The sequence below is a fragment of the Streptomyces sp. NPDC055078 genome (genome assembly GCF_053607985.1).
The window spans coordinates 1-4,079 of sequence record NZ_JBSGUP010000714.1; the positions used below are offsets into that span (position 1 = coordinate 1).

The following is a 4,079-nucleotide window of genomic DNA, read 5'->3' on the forward strand; positions in this document are numbered from 1 at the left end:
GTACGGGCCCGGTGGGGGCCGCTCGTACGGACGGAGTGGAACGGACCGGGAGGCCGCGCGCCCGGAGGCCGGAGGGAAGCCGCTTGCGCGGACCTGGCGGGAGCCGCTCGTACGGACCCGGGGGAGGTCGTTCGTACGGACCCGGCGGGAGCCGCTATGGACCCCCGGCCGGAGGCCGCCTCGTACGGTCCGGGCGGGGCCGCGCCCATACGTCGGTAGAATCGGAGGACCGAACCCCACCGCCGGAAGGCCGCCAGTGTCATCAGCGTCTCCCGCTGCCGAGCCCGATGTCGTACTCGTAGTCGACTTCGGCGCGCAGTACGCCCAGCTCATCGCCCGACGCGTCCGTGAGGCGCGGGTCTACAGCGAGATCGTCCCGTCCACGATGCCGGTGGCCGAGATGCTGGCCAGGAAGCCCCGGGCGATCATCCTGTCCGGCGGCCCCTCATCCGTCTACGCCGAGCACGCGCCCCGCCTGGACCGGGCGATCTTCGAGGCCGGGGTTCCCGTCTTCGGTATGTGCTACGGCTTCCAGCTGATGGCGATCACCCTCGGCGGCACCGTCGACAACACGGGGGCGCGCGAGTACGGGCGTACGCCCCTGCATGTGTCCAAGGCCGGTTCCACCCTGTTCGAGGGCACCCCGGCCGAGCAGCCGGTGTGGATGTCGCACGGTGACGCGTGCTCGGCCGCGCCCGAGGGCTTCACCGTCACGGCGTCCACGGATGTCGTGCCGGTCGCCGCCTTCGAGAACGACGAGAAGAAGCTGTACGGGGTCCAGCACCACCCCGAGGTCATGCACTCGACCTACGGCCAGCAGGTACTGGAGCACTTCCTCTACCGGGGCGCGGGCATCGAGCCGACCTGGACCACCGGGAATGTCATCGAGGAGCAGGTCGCGGCCGTCCGCGAGCGGGTCGGCGGCAAGCGCGCCATCTGCGCGCTCTCGGGCGGAGTGGACTCCGCCGTCGCGGCGGCGCTGGTGCAGAAGGCCATCGGCTCCCAGCTGACCTGTGTGTACGTCGACCACGGGCTGATGCGCAAGGGCGAGACCGAGCAGGTCGAGAAGGACTTCGTCGCCGCCACGGGCGTCCAGCTCAGGGTCGTCGACGCGCAGGAACGGTTCCTGGGCGCGCTGGCCGGGGTCTCCGACCCCGAGCAGAAGCGGAAGATCATCGGCCGGGAGTTCATCCGGGTCTTCGAGCAGGCGCAGGCGGAGATCGTGGCCGAGGGCGCGGCGGACGGCGCGGAGGTCGCCTTCCTCGTACAGGGCACGCTCTATCCGGACGTCGTCGAGTCCGGCGGCGGCACCGGCACGGCGAACATCAAGTCCCACCACAATGTGGGCGGACTGCCGGAGGACCTGGAGTTCCAGCTTGTCGAACCGCTGCGGCAGCTGTTCAAGGACGAGGTCCGCATGGTCGGCCAGGAACTGGGCCTCCCGGAGGAGATCGTGCAGCGCCAGCCCTTCCCGGGGCCGGGCCTGGGCATCCGTATCGTCGGCGAGGTCACGCGCGAGCGGCTGGATCTGCTGCGCGAGGCCGACGCCATCGCCCGCGAGGAGCTGACGGCGGCCGGACTGGACCGGGAGATCTGGCAGTGCCCGGTGGTGCTGCTCGCCGATGTCCGCAGTGTCGGAGTCCAGGGCGACGGACGGACGTACGGGCACCCCATCGTGCTGCGTCCCGTCTCCTCCGAGGACGCCATGACGGCGGACTGGAGCAGGCTGCCGTACGACGTCCTCGGGAGGATCTCGACCCGGATCACCAATGAGGTCGCTGAGGTGAACCGGGTGGTGCTGGATGTGACCAGCAAGCCCCCGGGCACCATCGAGTGGGAGTAGGACCCGCCGGGGCCCGCCGTCCGCAGATCAACAGGGACGAACCCGGCATCGCGCAGTAGTCGCTACGGCTCGGGGCGCCGCCCTTCTGGTGAGCCGGGCGACTTTGGCGTACGTATGGTCAGTTGACGGGTCGAGCGGTTTACCGAAGGCGGACCAGTTATGTCTCACACGTATCGGACGACGGCGAACTACGGCATGGGCGACGGCGGCGGGGGACGGGGCGGGCTGCGGGACCTGATGAGCCGCTTCGCGCTGCTGCCCCTGCGGATCTTTCTCGGTGTCACCTTCGTCTACGCGGGCGTCGACAAGCTGACGGACGGCCGGTTCCTGGCCGACAGCGGCACCGGCTCCATCGGGGAGCTGATGCGCGCGGTGCGCGACTCGTCCGCCGTCCCCGCACTGGTCGATCTCGCGCTCAAGAGCCCCGAGGGCTTCGGCTATGCGATCGCCTGCGGTGAGATCGCCGTCGGTGTCGGCACCCTGGTCGGGCTGCTGGCCAGGATCGCCGCGCTCGGCGGGGCGCTGATCTCGCTCAGTCTGTGGCTGACCGTGAGCTGGGCGACCGATCCGTACTACTACGGCAATGACCTCGCCTATCTGATGGCATGGCTGCCGCTGGTGCTCGCGGGGGCGCCCGTGCTCTCCGTCGACGCGCGGATCGCGGCACGGCGGCGCAGACTGTAGTGCCCGATGCTCACCGCTCCCGCCAGGAACAGACCGCCGAAGACCACCGGGAAGACCACGAACCACGGGGTCTGCCAGGAGTCGGCCGCGTCACCCGCGAAGAGCAGTGCCGTGAGGATCGCGGTCAGGCCCGCGACCAGGCTGCCCGGCCGGAAGTCGTGCAGCAGCTCACGGCGGCCGGTGCCGCAGCGCCCGCTCGCACGGCGCTCGGTCCGGTCCGGGTCGCCCGCTCCACGGCCGGTCGTCCGATGCGCGCTCTCATGACGCGGCACGTGTGACCTCCACCTGTCCGATGCCCACTTCGAGGTGCAGATCAAGAGTGCCCGACGGCTTGGCGTCCTTGGGCGCGGGCAGGACCACCGAGCGCTCCTGGTCGGGCGAGACGTCGATGTCGTTCCGCGCGTCGCCCGGCAGCCTGATGTCGCCCAGGCCCGCCTCGACCCACAGCTTCACCGGTATGTCCTTCGGTATGAGGACCTTGAGCTGTCCGGCCCCCACCTCCGCATGGGTCGACACCGTCTCCCCGGCCGGGACGGCCCCCGACACCAGGCCGGTGAGGTCCAGGGTGGCGATACCCGAGCCCGCCTCGTACCGAGGCTGGACGGCGGCCACGGTCGGCGGCTTCCACTCCGTACGCACCCAGTCGGTGCTGATGTCCTTGGGGAGGGCGGTGGCGCCCGCCAGCAGAAGGGCCGTGAGCACCGTCATCAGGATGGTGCCGAAGCCGGTACGCCCCAGGAACGAGCTGACCGCCATGCCGAGGCCGAACACCCCCAGCGCGCACACCAGGCCGATCTGGAGGCTGGTGCCCAGGGGATTGCCCTCCCAGCTCAGCCGGGTGCCGAGGAAGCCCGCGATCAGCGCGAGCAGAAAGACCGTCCCGCCGATGCCACGGGGGCCGGAGGGCCGGGAAGAGGGGTCGGCGGGGCGGCTCCCGCGCGGCCGGCGGGGCTCGTCCTCGGCGTCTTCCGGGCCCCAGAGATAGCCGGACGGCACCGGTCCCGTCGTGCCGTCCTTGACGATCGGGTCCCGCCACCACGACGGGCTCTCCGGCACCGGCGGCGCCTTTGTCTCGGGCGGGGCCTCCGACACCACCTGCGCGGACGCCTGATCGAGCGGGCGGCTGTCGGGCGCGACCGAGCGGCGGCGCTGCGACCACACGGCGGCGCCGGACATCGCGAGCGCGAGCAGCGCGGCGAAATACAGCGTCCCCCCGCTGTTCAGCATGGTCAGGAAGACTCCGCACCCTATGAGGGCGAGGAACAGCGCCGTCAGCGCCGCGCCCTCGACCCGGCCCGACAGCAGTCGGCGGGCCTGGTTCTCCTCCTCGTCCTCCATGGGGATCAGCAACCAGGCGAAGCCGTAGAAGATCAGGCCGACACCACCGGTCACCCCGAGCACGCCGAGCACGATCCGGAAGATCACCGGATCTATGTCGAAATACCAGCCGAGGCCGCCGCAGACCCCGCCCAGCACCTTCTGGCGCGGGGCGCGGCGCAGGGGCCGCGCCTCGGGAGGCGGACCGGAGCCCGCGCCGGGACCCGGGCCGGGC

Annotated in this window: 4 protein-coding genes; 2 read left to right on the forward strand and 2 right to left on the reverse strand. The window is 71.2% G+C overall.

Translation table 11 applies throughout. The features are described from left to right. Positions 1 to 256 precede the first annotated feature (256 nt). Both guaA and ACWF94_RS35330 read left to right on the forward strand, forming a co-directional pair. Positions 257 to 1,843, forward strand: coding sequence for a glutamine-hydrolyzing GMP synthase (guaA, locus tag ACWF94_RS35325; protein WP_453498248.1), 1,587 nt, complete (start codon positions 257 to 259; stop codon positions 1,841 to 1,843). A 159-nt stretch (positions 1,844 to 2,002) separates the two neighbouring features. Next, entirely contained in the window at positions 2,003 to 2,527 is a 525-nt protein-coding gene (locus tag ACWF94_RS35330; RefSeq protein WP_453498251.1) for a DoxX family protein, read from the forward strand. Here the strand turns inward: ACWF94_RS35330 and ACWF94_RS35335 are convergent. Continuing rightward, complete coding sequence (locus ACWF94_RS35335) at positions 2,437 to 2,799, reverse strand: hypothetical protein (protein ID WP_453498254.1); 363 nt, start codon at positions 2,797 to 2,799, stop codon at positions 2,437 to 2,439. The genes ACWF94_RS35330 and ACWF94_RS35335 overlap by 91 nt on opposite strands. Then, positions 2,786 to 4,079, reverse strand: a 1,294-nt coding sequence (locus ACWF94_RS35340; RefSeq protein WP_453498257.1) for a PspC domain-containing protein, incomplete at its 5' end; no start/stop codon positions are given. The genes ACWF94_RS35335 and ACWF94_RS35340, both read right to left, overlap by 14 nt.

What these genes read in the sequence shown, in the direction of transcription:
- ACWF94_RS35330 (WP_453498251.1), top strand. Translation starts at nt 2,003, where the DNA reads ATGTCTCACACGTATCGGACGACGGCGAACTACGGCATGGGCGACGGC.